The organism is Duganella vulcania, from assembly GCF_009857655.1.
Taxonomy (GTDB): domain Bacteria; phylum Pseudomonadota; class Gammaproteobacteria; order Burkholderiales; family Burkholderiaceae_D; genus Rugamonas; species Rugamonas vulcania.
Genome location: NZ_WWCX01000001.1, coordinates 530,339 through 552,799 on the forward strand (window position 1 = coordinate 530,339; position 22,461 = coordinate 552,799).

At 57.1% G+C, this 22,461-nt stretch carries 19 protein-coding genes; 7 read left to right on the forward strand and 12 right to left on the reverse strand.

The features are described 5' to 3' along the window. Position 1: 1 nt before the first annotated feature. Positions 2-247, reverse strand: coding sequence for a hypothetical protein (locus tag GTP90_RS02920; protein ID WP_161082066.1), 246 nt, complete (start codon positions 245-247; stop codon positions 2-4). A 3-nt stretch (positions 248-250) separates the two neighbouring features. Next, a complete protein-coding gene (locus GTP90_RS02925; protein WP_161082067.1) occupies positions 251-1,162 on the reverse strand; it encodes a restriction endonuclease in 912 nt (303 codons plus the stop codon). Between the two features lie 221 nt (positions 1,163-1,383). On the opposite strand from GTP90_RS02925, the gene GTP90_RS02930 reads away from it, so the two are divergent. Further along, on the forward strand, positions 1,384-2,034 hold the full coding sequence (locus tag GTP90_RS02930) for a DUF2939 domain-containing protein (protein ID WP_161082068.1): 651 nt from the start codon (positions 1,384-1,386) through the stop codon (positions 2,032-2,034). 824 nt (positions 2,035-2,858) lie between these two features. Here GTP90_RS02930 and GTP90_RS02935 read toward each other — a convergent pair. After that, positions 2,859-3,335 (reverse strand): hypothetical protein, encoded by a 477-nt coding sequence (locus GTP90_RS02935; protein WP_161082069.1) that lies wholly within the window; start codon positions 3,333-3,335, stop codon positions 2,859-2,861. A 528-nt stretch (positions 3,336-3,863) separates the two neighbouring features. Then, entirely contained in the window at positions 3,864-4,352 is a 489-nt protein-coding gene (locus GTP90_RS02940; protein WP_161082070.1) for a hypothetical protein, read from the reverse strand. 241 nt (positions 4,353-4,593) lie between these two features. On the opposite strand from GTP90_RS02940, the gene GTP90_RS02945 reads away from it, so the two are divergent. Next, the gene (locus GTP90_RS02945) at positions 4,594-5,178 is read left to right on the forward strand and encodes a hypothetical protein (RefSeq protein WP_161082071.1); all 585 of its coding nucleotides are present in this window, start codon (positions 4,594-4,596) and stop codon (positions 5,176-5,178) included. A 24-nt stretch (positions 5,179-5,202) separates the two neighbouring features. On the opposite strand, the gene GTP90_RS02950 is transcribed toward GTP90_RS02945, so the two are convergent. The 3 genes from GTP90_RS02950 to GTP90_RS02960 form a co-directional block, all read right to left on the reverse strand. Beyond that, a complete protein-coding gene (locus tag GTP90_RS02950) occupies positions 5,203-5,952 on the reverse strand; it encodes a hypothetical protein (RefSeq protein WP_161082072.1) in 750 nt (249 codons plus the stop codon). Between the two features lie 151 nt (positions 5,953-6,103). Continuing rightward, positions 6,104-7,303: a hypothetical protein gene (locus tag GTP90_RS02955; RefSeq protein ID WP_161082073.1), complete on the reverse strand. Its 1,200-nt coding sequence runs from the start codon at positions 7,301-7,303 to the stop codon at positions 6,104-6,106. 583 nt (positions 7,304-7,886) lie between these two features. Further along, entirely contained in the window at positions 7,887-8,924 is a 1,038-nt protein-coding gene (locus GTP90_RS02960; protein ID WP_161082074.1) for a DNA-binding protein, read from the reverse strand. A 192-nt stretch (positions 8,925-9,116) separates the two neighbouring features. Here GTP90_RS02960 and GTP90_RS02965 point away from each other — a divergent pair, with 192 nt between their 5' ends. Next, positions 9,117-10,016: a tyrosine-type recombinase/integrase gene (locus GTP90_RS02965; RefSeq protein WP_254451688.1), complete on the forward strand. Its 900-nt coding sequence runs from the start codon at positions 9,117-9,119 to the stop codon at positions 10,014-10,016. Between the two features lie 795 nt (positions 10,017-10,811). Here the strand turns inward: GTP90_RS02965 and GTP90_RS02970 are convergent. Then, entirely contained in the window at positions 10,812-12,398 is a 1,587-nt protein-coding gene (locus GTP90_RS02970) for a hypothetical protein (RefSeq protein WP_161082075.1), read from the reverse strand. Between the two features lie 400 nt (positions 12,399-12,798). Here GTP90_RS02970 and GTP90_RS02975 point away from each other — a divergent pair, with 400 nt between their 5' ends. Next, positions 12,799-13,548: a hypothetical protein gene (locus GTP90_RS02975; RefSeq protein ID WP_161082076.1), complete on the forward strand. Its 750-nt coding sequence runs from the start codon at positions 12,799-12,801 to the stop codon at positions 13,546-13,548. A gap of 362 nt (positions 13,549-13,910) precedes the next feature. After that, entirely contained in the window at positions 13,911-15,029 is a 1,119-nt protein-coding gene (locus tag GTP90_RS02980; RefSeq protein ID WP_161082077.1) for a hypothetical protein, read from the forward strand. A gap of 162 nt (positions 15,030-15,191) precedes the next feature. Here GTP90_RS02980 and GTP90_RS02985 read toward each other — a convergent pair whose 3' ends face one another. Both GTP90_RS02985 and GTP90_RS02990 read right to left on the reverse strand, forming a co-directional pair. After that, positions 15,192-16,295: a hybrid sensor histidine kinase/response regulator gene (locus GTP90_RS02985; protein WP_254451689.1), complete on the reverse strand. Its 1,104-nt coding sequence runs from the start codon at positions 16,293-16,295 to the stop codon at positions 15,192-15,194. Beyond that, positions 16,295-17,665 (reverse strand): sensor histidine kinase, encoded by a 1,371-nt coding sequence (locus GTP90_RS02990; RefSeq protein ID WP_161082078.1) that lies wholly within the window; start codon positions 17,663-17,665, stop codon positions 16,295-16,297. The genes GTP90_RS02985 and GTP90_RS02990 overlap by 1 nt, the downstream gene beginning before the upstream one ends. 384 nt (positions 17,666-18,049) lie before the next feature. Between GTP90_RS02990 and GTP90_RS02995 the strand changes: the two genes are divergently transcribed. After that, a protein-coding gene (locus GTP90_RS02995) for an IS3 family transposase (protein WP_229219038.1) occupies positions 18,050-19,137 on the forward strand; the annotation gives its coding sequence in 2 pieces (ribosomal slippage) (positions 18,050-18,311 and positions 18,311-19,137; 1,089 coding nt in all). Positions 19,138-19,146: 9 nt separating this feature from the next. Here GTP90_RS02995 and GTP90_RS03000 read toward each other — a convergent pair. Together GTP90_RS03000 and ltrA are read right to left on the reverse strand one after the other, a co-directional pair. Continuing rightward, complete coding sequence (locus GTP90_RS03000; RefSeq protein ID WP_161082079.1) at positions 19,147-19,545, reverse strand: hypothetical protein; 399 nt, start codon at positions 19,543-19,545, stop codon at positions 19,147-19,149. 117 nt (positions 19,546-19,662) lie between these two features. After that, positions 19,663-21,375 (reverse strand): group II intron reverse transcriptase/maturase, encoded by a 1,713-nt coding sequence (gene ltrA, locus GTP90_RS03005; RefSeq protein WP_161082080.1) that lies wholly within the window; start codon positions 21,373-21,375, stop codon positions 19,663-19,665. Positions 21,376-22,245: 870 nt separating this feature from the next. Between ltrA and GTP90_RS03010 the strand changes: the two genes are divergently transcribed. Further along, on the forward strand, positions 22,246-22,431 hold the full coding sequence (locus tag GTP90_RS03010) for a hypothetical protein (RefSeq protein ID WP_161082081.1): 186 nt from the start codon (positions 22,246-22,248) through the stop codon (positions 22,429-22,431). Positions 22,432-22,461: the final 30 nt, after the last annotated feature.

Here is a 22,461-nt window from a genome sequence, read left to right on the forward strand (position 1 = left end):
ATCAACGCTCCGGATCGCGCAGCAGCGACCTGATCTCAGTCGAAACATCACACAGCTGCTGGCGCAATTCATGCCGGCGCACCAACACCATGCCGAACAGAATCGGCGGCCCCAGGAACAGCAAGGCAGCCGAAGCATCGTGTCGGACGATGAGTCCATACAACGACAGCGAACCAAAGAATGCTGCGAGCAGGACTTCCAGCGCCCAGCACAGGTTCAGTAGAGTCAGATATTTTCGCAAACGCATCAGTCAGTCCTTCGGTTCAGGTGGTGGCGTCAACGCACCGGCGGGCATCACAAAATTGGGATTGAGCCTCGCACCATCGCGCGGAACAAGGACAGCGGAGGTAACGCGGCGCGGTATAGCGACAGTCGTGCCATGGCCCGAAGGTCTGGCGCCCTGCTCTCGCGCAGCATCATCATTATCAGAGCAGAAATCGTCCATCGGGACGCGAGGAATAGGGGTGTGAAGCGGCGCGATCTCCCGCTTTAAGAAGTACATGATGTTCTGGCGGCCGATCAGCTGGATCCCGCTCTTGGAGGCCAGTTTGGTGGCGGCCTTGCTGTAACCACCTATTGCGATAAACATGAGGTCGGTACACTTTTCGGCCTTCCCCGATTTCATCAACTGATCGATCTGTAGCTCATGTATGGTGTGCTGCTTGAAGTCGGAAAAGCGTACCCCAATACGCTGATCATCTTTGCAGGCCATGATGTCGCACGCCCCACGCCTTTTTCCAGGCTTGACGAGTGTGAAGCCATCTTCCACGAGGACTTTACCCACTTCCGCGGCGAATACCTTTGGACGCATCACGAACAACGCGTCCGTGCCGTCGTCACCACCAAGACCACCGTGACGCTTGAATTCCTTGATCGACGAGAACACGGTCATGAGCAGGAAAATGCCGATGAGGAAGCTATTGATCAGGTGAATAATCGCCGGCCGGTGCAGGAGGTCATCCATGATTCGCAACAGCAACGGGCTATCGACATCAGCCAACGCGGTTCGCGGGAAATAGAAAGTAAAGTACAGATACGTCACAGCCGCACAGGAGATGCCGAACCACCACGGCAGCTTGGCGCAGAAAGTGGTGAAACGGCGCAAGTAGTTATGGAACTTCAATAGTTCCTGCTCGGATTTGGTTATTTTTTTAGCCGCCATGAATTCGATTCTCGGGTGGAAACGAGGTCTTACGCGCATGCGCGCACGCCGCATGGCGACACTATATCGATTCTTGCTGCCGCGAAAAGCGTGGAAAGGCGGCCGATTAGGCCAACTTACATAAATTTCAGAGGACCAAAGGACAAGTAAACTATTCAGATGGCTGAAAGCACTGCACTTAGACCATTTGGCTGAATCGAGACAACAGGCGGGAGTAACGAATGAAAATTGAACAAGACACCACGGCACCAGGGCGGGCAGTAACAGGAACAGGCCTATGGGCGATGCTCGTCGCTATAACCATGTCGGCATTGGTCATGCTGGGCTTAATCATCTATGCACCCTACTACAGCTTCTCCCAAATCCAGCACTCGGCCGAAGAAGCCAACCGCGAGCGCTTCGAAGACTTCGTCGACGTCGACGCTGTGCGCGGGGCCTTGGTCTCTGAAATTAGAAAAGGCGTCGCGGCGCAACTTAACCAAGCACACGCCAAACAGGAGGTACTGGATCTGGTCGAGCGGGAATTTGTCGCGCCGATGGTAAACCGGTCCGTAACGGCGGACTTCATGATGCACCTGCTCACTGGGGCGGCGCCGCCTGAGGGCACCAGGCGTACGGCCCAGATCGGCGAAGTCATGACGGGGCGCAGCGGAGCGCCAACCATCCAAAAGGGCTATGACGGCATCAACCGGTTCGTTGTGCGCGCCACAGACCCAATGACGAACACTGAAATCCAATTTGTCATGATGCGCGATGGCTTGGGATGGCGTCTCGATGAAGTGACCATCCCAACGTTCATTGATCAGCTGACCAAAGAAAGCGCCTTTAACAAGTCGACCGGTGCGGCCGTGACCCCCGTCGCGGTGAATTGAACACACCTCGCTGAAAGTCTAAGCACGCAGCTGCACAACGGCGCCGGATCGCTGCGTACGGTCAACCTCGAGCTCGCAGATGGCCCACCGTGCAGAAATATCAGCGAGGAAGGTACTCGCCCACTCTTGTTCAGACCACCAGGTTCCGCGTGTGACCTCAAAGAGACTCTGCAGGTTCCCACACAATCGCTCCCACGCAGGAGGTCCGGATTGAGCTGAGAGGCGCAGCTTAAACCCAAAGGGGCGCACCTTCATCGCCGACGTTTCCGCCAGCGGATGCAGCACGTGATAGTACATATACGCGCGGACCAACGCGGCAAAATAGTGGCTTAGCCCTTGCCCTCGATGCGCAGGGTGAATCCATGCGTTGTCCGCGTGGAAAGTGAGGTGCTCCAGTACACGCGCGCTACCGACACGGGCGTTCATACGGCAGCTGAAAACGCCAAGGGGCGGTTGGGATTGTCGTGCGTGGCCTTGCCACAAACAAAAGTGCAAGGAGTCGTCGCGCAAGGGCCGCAGCTCCGTATCCATGACATCAGGGCTGCGATTGATCCAATCCTGCAACCTGGCCACTGGCCAGTCGGCGGCACACGTCTCACCTAAGAGTGGCATGTTGGGCCAGGCGCGTGGCGCAACTTCAAAGCCCAACAAATCAACCCTGCGTAAGAGGTCCGGCGAACGCCATTGCGCCATGTCGCAGTCATTGGACATCGCAAGGTGCAACGGCGTCGACGCAGACGACATATTCAGAACTTGTCCCATCAAAGCCCTCGATTAAACCGACCCGATTTACTCATTTGCAGACGAACTCTCAGCCAACTGCACTACCGCGCTGCCGAACTTGGCGGCGACGCGCGTTGCAGCCTGGCGGAGACGTAATAGTGAATCTCCTTGCCTGCGGAAAGCGTATCCTCCCGGTCGAGCTTGAAGCCCAGCAAGCGTTTGGCCGGATCGTAGTGAAGCATGCCAACAAAGCGCAAATTGAAACCGTGGTAATTGCATCCCGTGATCTTGACCTTCATTGGGAAGTCGACCACAGAGCTCGTTGACTGGTATTCACCGACCAGGGAGCACCCGTTGGCCGAGCTGGTGCCGATTACGCGGTGGCGCGCGTCGACGACCAATGTCATGTCCAGGTTGGTCTCATGAAAAGAGGCACCGGCCTTGCCGGCTGTAACCATATAGCCAGACACACCACTCCATTCCCCAACGATGATGTCCTTATTTTCATAGGCATGGGCCGGGCCGCAAAAGGCAGGACTCACCGCCAATAGTGCAAAAATTCGCTTCAGATATCGCATGCAAATCTCTCAAAAAAGATGATGCACCTATGGCCAGCTGGCTTGGGGTTATGCACACCGCATAATGAAGCCATATGCGCAATCCCGGATCCCGTCACCGAACTAAACTACACGAACGGCTGGAAAAATCCAGAAGTTGGAATGACCAACAATCCTCACGGCCTTCGATCGCTCGTGGTCGGTGCAACTCCACCTACAGCAGATGGCTGCATCGACCAAGTTAGGTGCTGACGGCCGACGAAGCCCTGCCCTGATAATAGTTCAGGAGAGAGTTCTGAATTTTTTGTGAAGCACCTAAACAGGATGTCTTAGGAAAACACAGGCTGCATGGCACACGCTATAGTGGCTTGTCTCCCGCGAATATCGATTCATGCAAGGGTTTTTACGGCCGCTCCATCGAGCGGCCATTTTTTTGGAAAGTTGGCGTGCATATACGGACCGAGCGTGCAGGTCCGAACTCAACCCGCCCGGTCCTCCTCGCGTCGGTTATACAGGCCATGCCGCGAATGGCTGATCGAAGCGCTCGGCCTACTTCGCCTTTTTGGTACCCAGCCCTGGCTGCCGGGCCATCGCTACGACAGGCAATAAAGCCTCGAGGCCGCGCAAGAACACCGCATTGGCGACGCTCGTACGGTCATGACCATACAAGCCCATTGCCAGAAGTGAGTTCAGGTGGTGATCGATAGCCGTGCCCGCCGAAATGACAATGCCGGTGGCGTCACCTTCCTCGCGCGACGCCTCATTGAGATCAACCCAACGCGCCCGCACGTTGGGCTGCATGACAAGCTCGTCGGCAATCGCGACCACATCAACAGCCTTATTGCGCGCATCATTCCTGCACCGCTCTAGAAAGCCGCTGTCCATCTGCATCACGCTGTCAGCAACAAGTGGGGGCATACCCTTGTCGTTGACCAGCACATATTTTATTGCTTCGTTAAATTCTGCGGCTGATGGGACGGGACCGTGCCCAGAAGCTGGAACCGCTTGCGGCGCCGAGTTGCTCGATAAGGTAGACATAGGCAATGAGTCTTTTGAGAAATGTAATGCGAGACATGATAATCGCAGCACCTATCATTGCAAATTCGGCCACCTTGACAACGGCGTTCGGCGGCCCACACGTTTGGAGCTCGACAGCCGGCGGCTCACCATGCTGAGCCTCTCACGGTGCCGATAGATGTGCACCCCCGGTGGTTAGAGGACTCACTCAGGATCCACAGTCGGCAATTGTATCCATGTGGCAACTCTTTGAGTTATAGTATTGGATATTCAAACTGACATGGGTTACGACGCGATGGAGTTTTCAAACCGCACAATGGCGGCCGTATTGGGCGCACTTCTGGTAGTGACCGGCGCCGTTACCTGGAAAGGGGCATATGCGATTGCGAAGTGGCGCGGGGTGCGTTACGACGAGTCGTTTATGACCGCTAACGAGTCCATATCAAAGCAAGTGCAATTGGCGAATGCCCTTGCCCAGGATGTGAGCGATATCGTTTGCATGCCGGAGCCCCAAAACGGCATCGTGCCGGCGCACATGTACTGTAGGATCCACTTCAAGAATGCCGAAGAAAACTATGGGTATGCCAACTATTACGGCGTAACCGAGGGCGTCAACAACGCCATAGCCGCTGGTTTGGCTTTCAAGGCGAGTTGGTCAGGTAACAACCCAGATGTCATCCTGCAGGTGAATGCTGAAAAAATGGCTAAAACCTTGGCCGGCGATTTCATCACGCGCTTGGTCGCGGATGCTCCGGTCCAATACAGGAAGGCAAAGGCCGCGGACGAAGCTGACCGTCTTCGTGCCATGCCGGAAGCACAGCGCAATGTCGAAAGCTGGAAGAAATAGAGCATGGCCAGGGGCGGCTCGTTCCTATGCGCGAGCGATGCCTGAGCAGGTCCGATTGAAATGCGCAATTTCCACTTCGTGAAGCGCGCGTAAAGTTGGCAGTCGGCGTTCCACCGACGGATGCTTGGACAGCAAGTTCTCGAGGTGCAGATACGAGACAAATTCCCAAAACTTGGTTACCGAATCCGCGAGCCTGGAGAGCAGCGAGGTACTAAGGTGCATATGCTCCACCGGCGGTGCCGCATCAGGGTGGTCATGGGCCTGGCTATACGGCCATAGCTCTGGATGGGATCGCCAAAGGAGATCGGCGGTCTTCCCATCGCCATGGCGACAAACGTTCCCGACTAAAGACAACAGGTCAAGGTCCGGGAAACAGATGAATGCCCGAAGGGGGGCGCCTCGAAACTGCTCGAACAGCGGGAGGAGCTGGTCCCACTTCGCCATCTCAACCTTTTTCCGCATGGCCGCGTCGCCTTGTACATAGGCGCAAAGATAACGACGCAGCTGACGCTCCCAAAGCGACTGCAGGGCGATCCCCAGGCCCAAGGCCGTCACCTGGTGCTGGTCGACCCTGTCGGCGTGCTCAAAGACCGCCGACACATCGGTCTCGGTTGCCGCCAATGCCATTTCCACCTCTCTGTCTGCGCTGGCCAGCGCCGGCTGCGCGACGTTCCGCCAGTACTGGCGCACCTGGTCGTCGAACCGGGCGCAGACGATCTCTCCCGGGCCGTTCTGCCAGAAGCACACGGCGCTGTCATTGCGCTTCACCGCCATGAGTCCCCTCCTCTCTGTTGGCCTGGCGACTGTACCGGCTGGATGTGCGTCAGCTTCCGGATCAGATGCAGCTCGTTCAGGAGGCCGCCCAAGCTTCGACGTGACGCTTCCATACCTCGCCGCCGGGTGCTACGGATGGCGGATCGCCGGATCACGGGAGCGCCTCCCTGATCGGAGCACCATTCGGATACCTCGCGGCGATCTGGGCCAGCTGGCCAGTGGACGCATGACGCGCGACAAACGCCGTCATCGCAGCCGACAGCGGACACTCGATCCAAAAGTCGCCGAACTCCGCCAGGAAACCGGACCAGCGGGCAGCCAGCAGGCCGGACCGGCGGCGGTCTGGCCGTACCCATACCCACTGGAGCGCCCAGCCATCGTCGCGGAGCAGGAAGGCGCAGGCACCGTCGATGGCGCCGTCGGGTGCCGCGAACACAAACCCCACCCAGCGCCGATCACGGTGCGCGCGTGCCGCGGGCGTCGGCCACTGGATCGCATCGTAGCCAAAGTCGTGCTTGAACCGCCGCGCCCTTTCGTACACCTCGTGATGCAGCCAGGCCGGCGCGGCCGCATCGACGCGCTCCCCTGCCCCGCTTGCCAAGCGTTCGCGCATCGCCTTGTTCGGCCGTGGCGCCAGCAGACGCTGCACGCGCGCGTGGGCCTTCCGGTGCCCAAGCGCCGATTCGGGATCTCCCTGTGTGTACGGGTGGCCGCATAGGGGGCACGTGGTATCGATGCGGCGCGACGCCCGGTAGGATGGTCCGGTGATTGTGAGTCTCGATGTCTCTCCATTCTCCATCACCATGCGTTCATAACGGTATCCCGCATGGCCGCGCCACTGATCGACGCGCCCGTCCAATACCTCGCTAGCATCGGCGCGTTCGTCCAATACCCCGCTAGCATCGGCGCGCAGCACCAATCTTTGCCGCCGGCGCATGCGATCGTAGGTATGGATCTCGGCTTCCGCCAACGTCATCATCGACAACGGCGCGATCGCCGGCGCCAACGATTGCACCATAGGCCCGGGCTCGATCGCAAACCCCAGCTGCTCCAGCAAAATGAACAATCCGCCGACATCGACGGCCGCCATCAATTTGGATGCGCTCCAGTTGGCGTTCGCGAACCGTGGCCGATCCCGTACCTCCCGCATTGGGTAGCCCGCGTGCTTGGCCAGCTCCACAAGATCTAGGCCATCACAACGTGTATCCATCGCATAGGCGAGATCATCCACTTCATTGCGATGCGCCCAGCGGCGAGTGTGAATTTGCTGCCACAGCGATGCTGGAAATGGGCCGGGCTGCGCGGGCGGTGCGGTATGCAGCGCGTCGGCGAAGCGGGACAATAGTTCCAAAGGAAGTCGCTCAAAGGACATTGCGTGGAATGGATAGGAGGATGAATAACGGCGTCATATTAACGTGCCCTGCCGACAAGTCCAGACCTACTTCGCGCAATATACGGCCCCGGGCGCAACGGCGCCGGTGGTCACGACTGACGACTTTGCGCTCTCGCGGTTGCCCCGCGGCCTGGCGGAGTTCTGCCCCAGCGCGCTCAGGGTGCTTTTCAGCCAGCAAGCCTGGCGCCGCAGTCGCAGCTGCTCGTGCCGCGACTCGAGGCGCAGCTTCGCACATGGTGGCGGCCTCTGTATCGACCGGGAGTTCTCTGAACTAATTTTCTTCAATTGCTGCAAGATGGGATTGACGCAAATTTAGTTCCAATTTTTCCGGCATATTCGTTCCGAGGGCCCCGGGTGGGCAGGAAGCCGGGCAAACCGCGCGCCATGATCGCGATGGCCATCCGACACCGACCTTGGCGCCGCTACCGGGCACCGTTATTTCAACGGACGGACATCCGGCGCATGGCCGCCCATCGAGGCAACTTTGACGAACTTCGAGGTCCCGGGCCCACGGCCCTCTAGTTCAGAGGGCGCCTGGCTATCAATCCCCTGTCCCGGTCTCGCGAAGCATCTGCTCGAGCCGGTGGCGCTCCTGTTTCGCATTCAAGGCATCCTGGTTGAGCTGGTCGACCAAATTCTGCATCTTGTGTAGATCGCGCTCCACCCGTTTCAGTTCCCCCTGCCGTTCGGCCAACTCCTGCTTCACCTCGCCTAGCTGCCGGCCTACCAGTTCCGCGTGCTCTGCCGCCTCCCGCAGGGCGCTTTCGGCGCGTGCTAGCGCGGCGGCCGCGTGGTCGCGTTCCGTGCGAGTCCGCGCGGCCTCGGCCTGGGCCTCAGCGCCGGCGGCGATCGCATCGTCGAGCCGCGCCTGCAGGTGGTGCTTGTCGGTCCTCAGCGCGGCGAGGCTCTCCGCCCGCTCCTGCAGCTGGCCGCGCAGGACGGCCAGTTCGCCCTCTTTGGCGGTGGCGCGAGCGTCCGCCGCTTGCCGGTCGGCTTGCCGAAGCTCGGCCGCCTTCTCCCGATAATTTTCGAACTGGTCCCGCGCCTTCTCCAGCTGGTCGGCCAGCTGCTCGACCTCTCCCGCGCGGTCGGCTAGGCGTTTGGTCAACCCGGCTTGCTCGGCCTGCAGCGCGGCGATCGCCACGGCGGCGTGTTGCCGCTCGTCGCGCTCGTGCGCCAGCGCCGCCTTCACGCTGGCCAGCTCGGTGGTCAGCGCCTCGCGTTCGGCGCGCAGCTGGCGGCCGGCGGCGCGCTCGGCCTCCAGCTGTAGGGTGGCCTCCTGGCGGGCTTGTTCGTGCTCGGCGCGCAGCTGCTCGACCTGGGCCTGGGCGGCGGCCTCGATGCGCTGGTGGACCGCCTTGACGGCCTGCAGCAGGTCGGCCGGCAGGCCGGTGCTAGCGGCGACCGCCTCGCCCTGGTGCTCGGCCTTCCACTGTTTCAGCATGGGGCCGATGGTGCTCTTGCTACCGGTGTCGCCCAGCGCGGCGCGCACGTTGTCCACGGTGGGATTGGCGCCGGCGGCGGCCAGCGCGGCGGCTGCATTGGCCACCTGGGAGTAGAGGATACCTGCGCGCGGCATGGGGGACCTTTCATGAAATAAGGTACTGTAATACGTGATACGTAATATAACGATATATTATCCTTTTGTTGATGTGCTGTCACCAGCATTTTATGGCCTCTCATAACCCATATTTATCGCATGTGAACCAGCCAACCACCATGGTATCCTGCGATATCACCGGTACAAACCTCGACATTGAGCGACAGCGCCATGCCCGATCCCAGCGAATTTCCCAGTACACCCCTGGCGTCGGTCGTCGGTCCGATCGAACGCGTGGCCACCGTCGCCGTGACCGACCTCGAGCTGTCGGCCCGGCACCGTGCTTTTCTCGCCGCCGCCACCTCCGACAACACGCGCCGCACTTACCGCTCCGCCATCCGGCATTTCCTGGCATGGGGCGGCTTGCTGCCGTGCGACCAGGACGCCATCGTCCGCTACCTGCTGACCTACGCGCCGACGCTCAATCCGCGCACGTTGGCGCTGCGCCTGACCGCGCTGTCTCAATGGCACTTGCACCAGGGATTCCCTGATCCGGCGTCGACGCCCAACGTGCGCAAGACGCTGGTGGGCATCGAGCGCACACACGGCACACCGAGAAGGAAAGCCAAGGCGTTGCCGGTGGAGGACCTGACGGTGATCGTCGCCCACTTGGCCGGACTGGATACGCTGGCCGCCAGGCGTGACAACGCGCTGCTTCAGGTCGGCTACTTCGGTGGCTTCCGGCGCAGTGAGCTGGTCGGATTGGACGTCGACGACCTGGCGTGGGAGCCGGAGGGTGTGGTCGCGACGCTGGCACGCTCTAAAACGGATCAGGATGGCCAAGGAATCGTCAAGGCGATACCTTACGGCGATGGCCTTTGCTGCCCCGCGACGGCGCTGCGCACTTGGCTTGATGTTGCAAATATCGAGGCGGGGCCGCTATTCAGGTCCGTGACACGATGGGATGAGGTGGGCTCCGATGCGCTCAACTCGGCGAGCGTCAACGCAATCCTGGAGCGTCGCGCGCGAGACGCGGGGCTGGGCTATGTGCCGCAGCTGTCTAGTCATAGCCTGCGGCGCGGTATGGCCACCAGCGCGTACCGAGCCGGGGCAAACTTCCGCGACATCTAGCGGCAAGGTGGCTGGCGCCACGACGGCACCGTCCAGGGTTACATCGAGGAGGCTGGCCGGTTTGAGGAAAATGCTGCCGGCAGTTTGCTGCGTCCACGGGCCAAGTGACGTGTAGTAATGCGACTTGGCCAACGGAGCTTCTGAAGTTACCACGGAGCGTATAAAAAGTCGATTGCTTATAACTTTTACGCTTATGTGCTATTACTGGCCTTATCCCGGCTGACCCTCTTCTGAACAGGCCAACCTAACTGACCTATTCGAGGCAATCGAATACTACAATGGCAAAGCGCAACTAGTTAAGGTGTACGCACCCCACATCGTATGGAAAACGCTGCGATTCAATACCTCGGCCGGTTTGCTCCGCCACGTGTTACCTGACAAGTACTGGAATTGGACGCTAACGCTGGGGGAACTCGCCTTACTGGCAGAAAATCAGAGTCCAGTCATATCCCGCGAGGTCTTGCGTGCGCTTCAAAAGCTGTTGCCGCTCATGGAACCCAGGTACGGATCTGACCACCTTCGGTTCCCACTGCCACTGTGCGCGGTCCTACCTGACACCATGTTGCCGCCCAAAGTACGCGCGCGCAGAGGTGGTATCGTCGGCGGGCCAACAACCTGATTCAAGCGAATTGAGATGTATCCTGGACCAAGCGGGCGAAGGCACCATCGCCCGCGCTCCAGGTATCGCCAGACGGTACGCTTGGGCAGCACACACTGTCCCGCGCGTGTGACCGGTTTCTCGCAAACGCCCGTCAAGCTCAAAAGTTCTTCCGCGACCATCAGAGCACACTTACGTTACGACGTGGCCACAATGTGATGACCATCGTCGTGATCGATCGCCATACCCTCCGGAACCGTGTGCATGAACCGATTTTTCGCGTGGGTCAAAGCAAATAGTGCTCTAGCCTGAGCCAAGTCCTTAAACCGAATTTCAATTGCAGGTGCGCTGCCGTTGCCATAATCCGGGCTAATGATGAGGAGGTGTTCGTCAGGATCCTGTTTCACAGTGATCTCAGCTTTGTACATTGCGACTTCGGCGACCTTGACGGGGCCTTGTTCCTCGATGCGATAGATACGAACCTGCGACGCGAGAAGTGCACTGCCATTCGGTTCGGGAACGAGGAACACGGCAACAGCATGCTCACCGATGTAGACCAAATTGTTGGCGGGCAAACCTTCCCGCGCAAGCAATCCGGTCAACAACCCCTTTGGACCGACGTCGTCATAAAGCAGGGCGGAGACAGAATGGGCACTATCGTTATGGACCAGGGATTCAACGATGCGCTGGGCCGCCTCTATCTGGCCGTCAGTAGAGTGGTCCGCGGCAGCATGATAGTCGGTCTGCCTGGAAGCTACGCGAGACGCACAAAAGACCTTTTCGTAGAACTCCTTAGCGTCGTATTCGTGGCGAGAGCAAGCGGCCACCGCAATTTGACTTTTGAATAGATTTAGCGAAAAGTCGGTGACCACCAACGGCTCGGGATACGAATGCAGGACACCTCCAACGGCAAAAAACGCCTCTTCGGCTGTCCAATAAAAACGCTGCTGTTTGCCGTGGTCGGCATCGACATCGACTGCAATCGGATGGTTCCCTGCATTAATACAATCCTGATGTTTGACAAGTTGGTGCCAGTTGCTTGCACCAAAAAACACGGCAACAAGCTCTTGTGCCTGACTTTGCCTCACCTGTATTCCGACCTGTTTCAGAGCGCTGCGCATTGCCACTGCCCAGTTGGTTGGAAAGCCAAAGAGCAAGCAAGAATCCTCACGATGGGAAGTTGCACGGAAATGCGCCGAGAAATTGAGATTGCTAAAACCAGGTAAGCGCTGCGCGCGACGCAATAAGCCGAGAGTATCGTGCTCCCGTACGCCTTTGATTGCTGAGCGAACCCGGTCGCGCACACTGACATCGAAGGGCTGGGGCAGTACCCGTTCAATTTTGCATGTATCAACGCCATTAATTTTGACGCAGATAGATCCGCCCTCCTTTCGGACAGATTCCAATCTCTGCACGTTGGAGTCACAATCAGCGACAACGCATGCTATGGCGTCATTCAACGATGCAAAGAGTGTTTCACAACCGACGCTCCGGCGCCAATTATCCTCGATGAGTTCTCGTATCAGGAACCATTCCTGGGGCGCCGGGCGGTAATGGATCAACGCTTGGGCCTGTGTGTAATCACGCTTTCCAAACCAATCCATCAGCGCATGGTCAAGCTTGGTATATCCAGACAGGACTTCAAAAAATTGATTATGGGGGACAACTTCCAACGCGGCGGAAGGAACTTCAAGTCCTAACGCCGTCAACTTGGAAAGCAAGCGTCGAGAGCCCCAACGATAGTAATTGCCAGCGTGGACAGCCGATTGATCTTCTTCGTACATGATCGATTCCTTGTCGCGGGACGCAGCGAGGGATGGTGTGCACTTGCCAACCGCGTCCCAAAGGTGATCACGAAGTATAGGACAGGATATTGCGACCGAATTCGCCAGCCCTCATCGGGCGTGCACTAGCAGGTGTTCGGCAACCGCTGCGAAATATAGCACAGCCATTGCCGATTGCAATCGCAGCGGTCATGTACTCCCTGTCTTCCTGCCTCAACGTAAACTTACCAAACCAACTACACGTGGTCTTTCCGAGAGGATATTATAGTAGGATTGGCAATTATCCATCCAAAACAGAGGGAGCAGAACGATGCGCCAAACAGCCTGCGCGACGACCACAGCCGCGATAAGACCCACTCGTCAGCCTCATACTGGTCGCATTGCCGTCGCAATGGCTCTCATGCTCTCCAGCTTCGGAGCAAGCGCACAAACGAGCGTTCTGATCGAGGCCTGCAACGGCTTAAAGAACGCCGCGAAGCGCGCTAATTGCATCAAGGCTGCCAAGGCCCAGGCTACTCCGACCGCGGTGCCGGCGGCCGCGCAAACAACCACCTCCACCGTTCCCGCACCACCAGCGCCCTTTAGCCTGGACGTCGCTGCCGGAGTATGCGAGTCGCTCATGACGAAGCTTGCGACACGGCGCGCCGAGGCAACGGTCGACGAAACTGCAAGCAACGAGCAGACTATGGTCGTCACATGGCCGGGGGTTGACGGTAGGCCACCAGCCTATTGCGGCGTCGATCGCCAGACCCGCAAGATTGTATCTATCGGCAAAGGCGACAAAGCCATGACAGGTGCACGCCTGACCAGCTTCATCAGCGACCATGAAAAATTCACACAGCTGCGTAAAGAAATGGCGGCGGGCAACTACAACAATTTCGTAGCACAGGCAAAACAGGCGTTAACCCGCAACTTCAAGGACCCGAGCAGTGCTCAGTATCGCAACATGTTCGTGAGCGGTACCGACCTGCCAGTGCTGTGTGGTGAGGTCAACGGCAAGAACTCCTACGGTGCTTACATCGGCTTCCAGCGGTTTTATTCCACGGGAGACACGCTGCTAACTGCCGTAGAGAATCCACAGGAAAATTACGTGTTCGAACGCATGTACCCAAGTATGTGTGGCAAGAAGACGGTAGATATCGCGGATTGACGCTCATCGATGCATTGCGATCGCCAGAGCCTATAACGATCCAACAGGCCAGGAACCCCCATGAGCCGGACGGAGCCTTAATCTACCTCCGTCGTCCTGACTCTGATCGCATCGGGAACTTCGCCGTTCCATCAGCTCCTGGCCATCGAACGTGCCATCTGGCACACCAGCCCGCTGCGCTCTGGCCCACGCTGGAGTTAGCTAGCGTATGGCCAGGCCGCATAGTTTTTGTTGGATACAGGGCATGATTGTCTATTTGCGAGCGGGCTGCGCGGATGGATATCGAGTTCCAATCTTCCCAGAGTAAGGTAAATTGTTTTTCGATTCAACCCATGCATGAACCCGAAATTTGGAGGCGAAGAATGTTAGGTGACATAATTTTTACTAAAGGAACGGGTACAGTCAGTGACTTGAATGTGGAGCTACAAAAGTCGCTAGATATGAGTGTGTCACTTACGGACGTGGAAGATCACGAATATTCGCATGCAGGTTTGATGCTCGGACGGTATAAGGTACTCCATGCTATTCCTGGACAGGGAGCAACGACCGATTTAATACAAAAACTTGTTGCAGATAGTATTAATTTTAGGGTTCTGAGGAATAGTAAAATTATGGAAAGGGTAGCCAATAATCGACCTAGCTCAGTTGATCCTTTTATCAACATGGCCGACCTTGAGGCAGGGGCATACGCTGCAGTATCGCAAGCTAGTTATGGGAGAACGATGGCTGCCAGGAAGAAGCATAGCAGCCAATGGAACGAAACATACTGTTCAAAATTGGTTGTTGATGTCTTCAATTCTAGCTGGGGTGAGGATTTGGGATTAAACAGCTCTGGTGTCTGGCCGATAGCCTTAAGCCAACATTTAATTAAAAATGGTTGGATAGATGTGACAGTCGAATATCTTCGACGACTCGCGCTGGATGTGTTCATCGTTATGAATCTTAGGCACGATGGTAACTCGCCTCGTCTATGTGAATTTAATCGGAAACTCGCAATCGATCGTTTTGAATGTAATTCACATAATGTTAAGATGTGTGATGAAAGCCTTGTTGAGATGACTAAGTTTACAAGGGACCTGCTGGACGCAGCCTACCAAAGTGTAAAAAGCCGTATTGATCACTCTGATGCTGCAATTTCAGCGTTCGTTCTTGGAAGTGATAAAAAGTACCGAAATTTAAAAGGAAAATTAGAGAAAGCAAAGAGAGAACTTGTCGCATCATCCACGCGTACCGACTCGCCTACCTTTTCATTTTTTTGCGATTATTTCCGTGCGCTATTTTATGAATTTGGGTTTTTGAGAGAAAATCCAAGGCATTTTCCATTGTTCGCGCTTGCGCGTGACAACTCCGAATTTGCCATATACGCAGAACTATCTGATAGCTTTAATTTAAATGAATTCGAAACAAATTTAAGGTACGAATTTCCTCAGACTCGTGTCAGGTACAATCTGCGTGACTTCATTTCTGAGATAGTCCCTTAGCAGGCAACATTCACCTGGATGACGCGCGGACGAGATACCGGCCACTTGCGCTACGCCCACACAAAACGGCATGGTCATGCCGGTATCGGTTGCCATGACGGGCATCCGGGCGACCGCGGGGCTCGTGGCCACACGGCGTTATTCGTCGCGCACCAACAAAGGTTACGAGATCGCCGGGAACATCAACGTCACAGTGCTTGAGAGCCCGGCCTCGGACTCCACCAGCAGGTTGCCGCCGATCGATTGCATGAGCCGTTGACAGAAAATGAGCCCCCAGCCGGTAGCTCCCGACTCGGCATGGGTGGTCACCGGGTTGACCAGCAACTGGCCCATGATCTCGGGAGCAATGCCAGTACCGTTGTCGCGGATGAGGATACGAGGCACGCCTTCTACCAGAATGGCAATCTGGATCTCGCCGTCGGCGCGGCCTTCGAGCGCGCGTAGCGCATTGCCCAGCACCGAGGACAGAACCAGCGACACGCTATTGGTGGAGGCCGTGATCGGAAAGTCTTCGCGCAGCTCGACCCGCATCATCTTGCGCTGCGCCGACTGGAGTGGATACGTGTCCAGCAGCGCGTCGACCACCTGGACGGCGCTACGGACCGTTTGAACGCCACGCGTCGCCATCGATCCATGCGCCACGCGCACGGTTTTGACGAAGCTGGTCAAAACCTGCAGGCAATAGCGGGCGTTGTCGTGAGCGCGCGTAGCGGCGGGCGCAATCTCGCCACCGGGCTGTGCGTAGCGCTCGATCTTGCGCGCCATCTCGAGCACGGTATTGAGGGGCGTATTCAATTCCTGCGCGAGGAAAGCGGTGGCCTCTTCGATCGCCTCCAGGTTCGCCAGGCGCGTTTGTCGCTCGAGCGCACGATTGACCGCGAGGCGCAGGGCATGGCGCAACTGCGTCAGCTCCAGCGGCTTTTCCAGCACGCGGAATACATCGGCGCCATTGATACTGTCGAGCAGCACCTCCTTGTCGGCATAGGCCGTCACCAACATGCACACCAGCTGTGGGTAGTGTTCCGTCACGTGTCGCAGCAAGATTCCGCCACTTTGGCCCGGCATCCTGTAGTCGGTCACGAGGACGCCTATGCTGTGCCCCGGAGTGGCCAAAATGGCGAGCGCCTGGTCGACGCCGTTCGCGGTCAAGACGGCATGATCGTCCGACAAGGCACGCGTGAAGTACTTGCGCGCCATTTCCTCATCGTCCACGTACAGGATGGTCGTGCCACCCCCTACCGCCGGCCCCATTTCTGATTTCTGCATTAACGTCTCTCCACTTCTGCCCTTGGCAGGTCAAATATCATCTTGGTCCACTCGCCCACGGCGCTTTCGGCCGTCAGAACACCACCGTGGCGTTCGATCACACGGTAGCTGATGCTCAAGCCGAGCCCCAACCCTTGTCCCACGTCGCGCGTGGTAAAGAAGGGCTCAAACACGCGCGGCAAGTTCGCCGGCTCAATACCAGGACCGTTGTCGCGCACCGTAACTCGCAGGCGCTGCGAGTGGTCAACCATCACCCACTGCGCGGTGATGTCAACCTCGCACGGCTCCTTACCAGCTTTGAGCATCGCCATTACGGCATTGCTAAAAAGGTTGATCAGCACGCCAATGATGGCGGCCTCATCTCCGCGAACGAGAGTATCCGCCGGCAAATTCCGTGTGACCTTGACATGCCGCAACTCATGGTTCGCCAGACGCAGTGCCGAGCCCAGTGCCCGCTCAAAAAGGAAATAGGTGCTAAGCAAGTCGGTGCCGTTCTTGCGGTAGGCAAGAGTCTTGAGGTCGGACACGATGTGCTGCACGCGCTGCATGCCACCTTTCGCATCGACCAGGCACTCGGAAATGAGCGGATCGGCCTTGGCGACCGGCTGTTCTGCTGCCAGTTCAATCGCCATCAGGCAAAAGTTCACGGGATTATTGACCTCATGCATCAGCCCGGACGCCAAAGTGCCGATCGCGGCCATTTTTTCCTGTTGCAGCATCTGACCCTTGATCTCGGCCAGGTTGCTGTTGGTCAGCTCAAGTTCGACGTTTTTCTTGGCCACCTCGGCCTTTAGCTGGAACAAGACCTTGCGCGCCCGCTCGTTGTAGACGGTGAAGACAGCGCTGACCGTGGCTGACATGACAATAAATAGCGAATTGACGCCAAACGGTCCATGAAAGCCAAAGCTCTCCGGATGGCGCGCGCAGGCGAGAAAATACATGAGGTAGCTAACGGCGCCAAACACGATGTTCTGCCATAGACCGAAAGCGAGCACGATGCCCGACGAATAGATGGCCAGCGTCAAGCCGCTGTAGTAGATCGAGCTCGCTCCCTCCGTCAGCCCGATCATCCAGCTGATCATAATCTGCGGCAGCAGCAGCCAGCTGAACGTGAGCCACTGGATGTTTTGCCGGCCGACAGCGGTGCGCATCAGGCGCAAGATGCCGAAGATAAACAGCGACACGGTGATACGCGCTGCCGCGAACGGTACTTCCCATTCGGGATAGGCGGCATGGTCCAGGCCACTTCCCAATAACACGAGCGCAATGCCGGTCCAGGCTCCGGCACGGCTAAATTCCAGACGAAATGATCTGAGCGCGGTCTCGTAGTCCTCCTGCACGACCTTGGCGAAAGGAACAAGACGCGTCATCGTGCACCGACCAGAGGCGACGTTGCGTCGCGCGCGCCAACACCGCGGCGCAACGACGGCGCCGGGCACGTCAACGCAGCGGCCACGGCATGAGAACCGTTGGCAAGCAGATCCATTTTCGCCGGTGTATCCACGGGAGAACTCAATCCATTAGGTTTGGGGAAATCTTTACTGAGTGTAACTGTGTGTGATGTTTTAGGCAACCAAATCGAACATTGCCAGCCCACATGCTCTCTTGCGAAACAACACCCGAAGGACCGTGCTTGCGCACAACACGCTGGACCGGCGCGTCAACGGGCGACGAGGTTGTCGGGTAATCCCCCCACCAGATGATAGCGTTTGAAAGTAGAATTTTCTCAATTTGATTTTTGAAAGTTCTGCAGCATGAAGACCTCCCGTTTTACCGACAGCCAGATCATCGCCATCCTGAAGCAGGCCGAAGCTGGCTCTCCGATTCCGCAGCTCTGCCGGGAGCACGGCCTGAGCATGGCCACGTTCTACAAATGGCGTGCCAAGTTTGGCGGCATGGACGCCTCGCTGATGGCCCGTATGAAGGAGCTGGAAGAGGAAAACCGTCGGCTCAAGAAGATGTACGCGGACGAGCGAATCAAGGCCGAGATCGTCGCTGAGGCTCTGGCAAAAAAGTGGTAGCGCCATCTCGCCGACGTGAGATGGCGCGCTGGTACGTTGATGCCGGCCGTACGACGATCAGAAATGCCTGCCTGGCTTTTGGCATCAGCCAGACCTGCTTCCGCTACCAGGCCAAGCTCAATGCGGAGAATGAAGCGATCGCGGACTGGCTGGTCCGTTTAACCAATAATCAGCGCAATTGGGGCTTCGGCCTGTGCTTCCTGTACTTGCGTAACGTGAAGGGCTTCCCTTGGAATCACAAGCGGGTCTACAGGATCTATCGCGAACTTGAACTAAACCTGCGCATCAAGCCGCGCCAGCGGATCGTGCGGGAAAAGCCTTTGCCACTGGCTGTGCCCACCGCGATCAACCAGACCTGGTCGATGGATTTCATGCACGACCAGCTGGCCGATGGCAGAAGCATCCGTCTGTTCAATGTCATCGACGACTACAATCGCGAAGGTTTGATCATCGACGTGGATTTTTCGCTACCGTCGGAGCGCATCGTCAGGTCCTTGGACCAGCTCATTGAATGGCGCGGCAAACCTTGTGTCATCCGCTGCGACAATGGCCCCGAGTACATCAGCGAGACAACCAAGGCATGGGCAGCGCGGCGCGGTATCGACATCGCGTTCATCCAGCCGGGACAGCCGCAACAGAACGCCTACGTCGAGCGCTACAACCGGACCGTTCGCTACGACTGGCTCGCCCATCATCTGTTCGAGACGCTCGATGAAATCCAGGACTTTGCCACGCGTTGGTTATGGACCTACAATCACGACCGGCCGAACATGGCCTTGGGCGGAATTACGCCAAAACAGAAATTGGCCCTCGCCGCTTAGCCTCTACTTTCAGAGCGCATCAAATATGGGGGGATTACCGTCGGGCACGCCGGCTCCGGACATGTTTTCCTTTTCAGCCGACGTGGCCGGCGGGCGCCCGTCGAGCGACAGGAACTCCATGCGCCAGGACTGGACGTACCAAGAATTCCACGGCTCGCGCTGCGAAATACCCGAGACGTTCATGATGCGGCCTTGGGCAAAGCGCGCGTCGGCGTCGGCCAGGCGCGGTAGTACGTCGCGCCCGTCGACCCGAAGCCTTGCCACGCAGGTGTGCCGGTGGAGTTCTTGCACGTACTCCTGGCCGATGCTGAACTCGCCCTCCAGCGCATTTTGCCAGATGAAAGCCTCGCGCCACTTCACCACGACGAGGCCGTCAAGGTCAAAACCGAAAACTACCCTCGCCCACATGCCTTAATTCTCCAGTCCATAGTCGGGTAGCAAGACTACATTGCTGAAGTCCCGCCCCCTAAGAACCGTACGTGCCAGTTTCCCGGCATACGGCTCAAGCTTCTACAAAGGCCCACGTCACCATGGACCCGGCTTAACTAATGTAATTCCTTGGCTATGCACCTGCTTGTGGCAAGTGTCATGCAGTAAAACTTCGTTAGATGCGATCTCTTTACCGCCTTTACATCGTTCGACGATGTGGTGCGTATGTAGATTGCCAATCTCTAGTTGTTGATCGCACACGAGGCATTGGCCTCGTTGTGACATCCAGAGGTTGGCCAATTTCTTACGCCCATGGGTTGATTGCCTCATGCGCCATGTGGCGCGTTGTTCGAAGTATTCTTCCCATTTCGGATCGTAAGGATTCGCATCCGACTTGATCTTCTGATGACGCTCGATCGGAATTTTGGCCGCGTATCTCAGCATCCGATATATCGGCTTTCCTTCCGCGTTACGTTCGTCGGTCTTGACTGCAAACACTCCGTTTCGGTCTCCGATACGGTGATAGTAACGTCTAACTATCCACTTCGAAGTCTTCTTTGGGTGCCGCCTTCTTGCCCATTGCCACAGGCTGTACCAGATTTCATTGTCCACACAACTAAAGGTTTTCTGCGAGACGACATGGCGGTGATACCTTGCCCAGCCAGTGATCACGGGGTTGATAGCCTCGATGACTCTTGACTGTGGTGCTGATCGCAGTTGTCTTATCAGGTCCCGAACTTTGTGTAAGAAAGCTCGGACGTTTTTCGTCGACGGTTTGATCAACAGCTTGCTATCGTAGCGTCTGACGTTTTGACCTAGAAAGTCATACCCGTCTGTGATGTGGGTGATCTTCGTCTTCTCAGGGGAGAGCTTCAGTCCTCGTTCAGCAAGAAATTTCTCTACTGCCGGTTTGATCTTTTGCTCCAACAATTCCTTGCTTATCCCTGTTATGACAAAGTCGTCCGCGTAGCGAACCAAGTTCACTTTTGCTTTGGCGTATTGAGTTTTATTCCCAAAGATGTCCTTGAGATTGTCTTCCAATCCGTTCAACGCGAAGTTCGCCAGCACCGGGCTGATGATCCCACCTTGCGGTGTCCCGTTCAGCGTCGGTGATAATCCGCTTCCTTCCATGTAACCGGCTTTCAACCACTTCCTCAGCATGAGTTTGTCCATGGGGACATTTGCAATCAGCCAGTCGTGATCGATATTGTCGAAACATCCTTGTATGTCTGCTTCTAAAATCCACTCTGCCGAACAACGTGCTCCCACACTGCTCTGGCTCCCATTGAAGCGAGCATTTAAATAGCACTGTGCGATGGCGTCATGGGTGGAGCGGGCCTTGCGGAAGCCATACGATTGTTCATCAGATACCGTTTCGGACACAGGGTCCAACGCCAACAGATGAAGTGCTTGCATGGCACGGTCTCGCATCGTAGGGATGCTAAGAGGCCGCATTTTTCCGTTACTCTTCGGGATGTATATGCGTTTAAGCGGCAACGGCTTGTATCCCCGCCTCCTCAACCCATATACCGCGTTGCTCTTGGCCGCCGGGGTGGACCATGTTTTACCGTCCACGCCCGGAGTACGTTTGCCTTGGTTTTCCGTTACTCGCCTTACCGCTAATGCTTTGCCGTAAAACGAGCAGGTCAACAACCTTTGCAAGGCTTTCACCTTGTTCCAGCGTTGATCCTGAGTGGCCTTCACGATACGCGTTTGCATTCTTCTTACGTAACAGTGCGCCTCAGCCCAGTCTATGCTGTGCCAAGGTGTCTGTACGTCGGTTGGTGCACACGGCGACTGCCCGTTCATTTGCCTTCCAGCCTAAAAAGATTATGCTTACTCTCTCGTGACGAGAAACCAGCTGGAAGTCTGCCCGCTTTCGCGTTGAATGACTTTGGTTTTACCCTGCACTCATATCCGAGCCATTACAGCCCGGCGTTTGCTTTTTCCAGCCTCCTTTACCCGCTCACCCAACAGCGTTCCTTACGGTTCGCCTGCCATTTCGGGCGGATGGTCGGGCTTACCCTGTTCCGATGTCTCAACAGAATGGCCAGGTTCCTTCTTTACGCCGAGGACCACCTTTGTCTGCGTGCTCTCCCAACAGACGAGATGCACCGGGTCCCATCGCTTTTGCCCTCAGCCTGTCAGCATTTTTGGCTGGACTGTTATTCACGACGCTTGCAAAGGTTCACTTACGTTAACCATCTTCCATTCGAGCCAAGCCCAGCCCTCCACCCAATGCTGGCAGAGATCCTCGTACCTCACGATACGATTTAAGTCTTTCGACTGCGGTACCTTATTCTTGAAGCTTCGCACCCAGCCGTTACCAGCCACGCACGTCCAAGTAGGCTACTGTTGGCAGAACAACAGGTCTTGTCATCCGTTGCTAGACGCAAGACAGTTGAGACAGCGACTTTTCAGGTCGCACCTGTACATGCATACAGTATATCCGGCTTTTTGTCTTGCAAGGGAGAAATTATTCGAAGTGGACTGCGTCCGAGTCCAATGCGCGCCCGCGCCCGCTTTGGCTGACCGGAGAGCCCATCTGCGTTTCGCCGGCGTATTCCGACTCGCAAAAAGCCTTGAAAACCCAGGAGAAATTTATCAAACGAAACATGGATCGGGGTTATTGCTATACGACGTATTGCAGCCCCGTGCTGCCTACCTCCGGAGTTGTCCATGTCATTGCCACGTTTTATCCTCGTTATTGTCTTATTGTTAGCCAGCGCCGACCTGACCGGCTGCGCCACCGTCCCCGTGCGCCCGTCGCCAAACGATTCGCTTTGCGCCTATGCCCGCGCCCATCGCGCGCCGGTGGCCGCTACCTGCGCGGCGTCGCGTGCCACGCGGGTGGCTGCGTGCTAAGGGCACTGCGCCGGGCCCGCGCCGCGCGGC